This window comes from Psychrobacter sp. TB20-MNA-CIBAN-0197 (assembly GCF_040309765.1).
In the GTDB taxonomy this organism is placed as follows: domain Bacteria; phylum Pseudomonadota; class Gammaproteobacteria; order Pseudomonadales; family Moraxellaceae; genus Psychrobacter; species Psychrobacter submarinus.
The window spans coordinates 1-295 of record NZ_JBEOPC010000333.1 but is presented as its reverse complement, the minus strand read 5'-3'; the positions used below and the strand labels follow the sequence as shown (position 1 = coordinate 295).

The following is a 295-nucleotide window of genomic DNA, read 5'->3' as shown; positions in this document are numbered from 1 at the left end:
ATGGAGTGGTGTTTAACACCATTGGAAGTTCAACATCATTGGTTAAATTCATTTGCACGCAATACTTCAGATTCAATTCCATTAGCATCTCAATTTCCCAATGAGGTTCTAAGCCTGTGTGATTTGATAATACCAAAAGAGACACGTTCATCCCTTTATCACTTAAAAGAAGTTCTAGATCTTATAGAGCAAGCAAACAATGATATTGTTAATAATCAGCAATTTATGAAACTAACTAAAATATCTGAAAATAATTCACGTACAATTACGAGGTTAGACTGGAGATAAACCTAGT

1 protein-coding gene is annotated in these 295 nt (G+C 32.9%); it reads left to right on the top strand.

All coding sequences use genetic code 11. From position 1 onward, the window contains the following. Positions 1 to 288, top strand: a 288-nt coding sequence (locus AAEY83_RS13895) for a hypothetical protein (RefSeq protein WP_351059710.1), incomplete at its 5' end; no start/stop codon positions are given. Between the last annotated feature and the right edge of the window lie 7 nt (positions 289 to 295).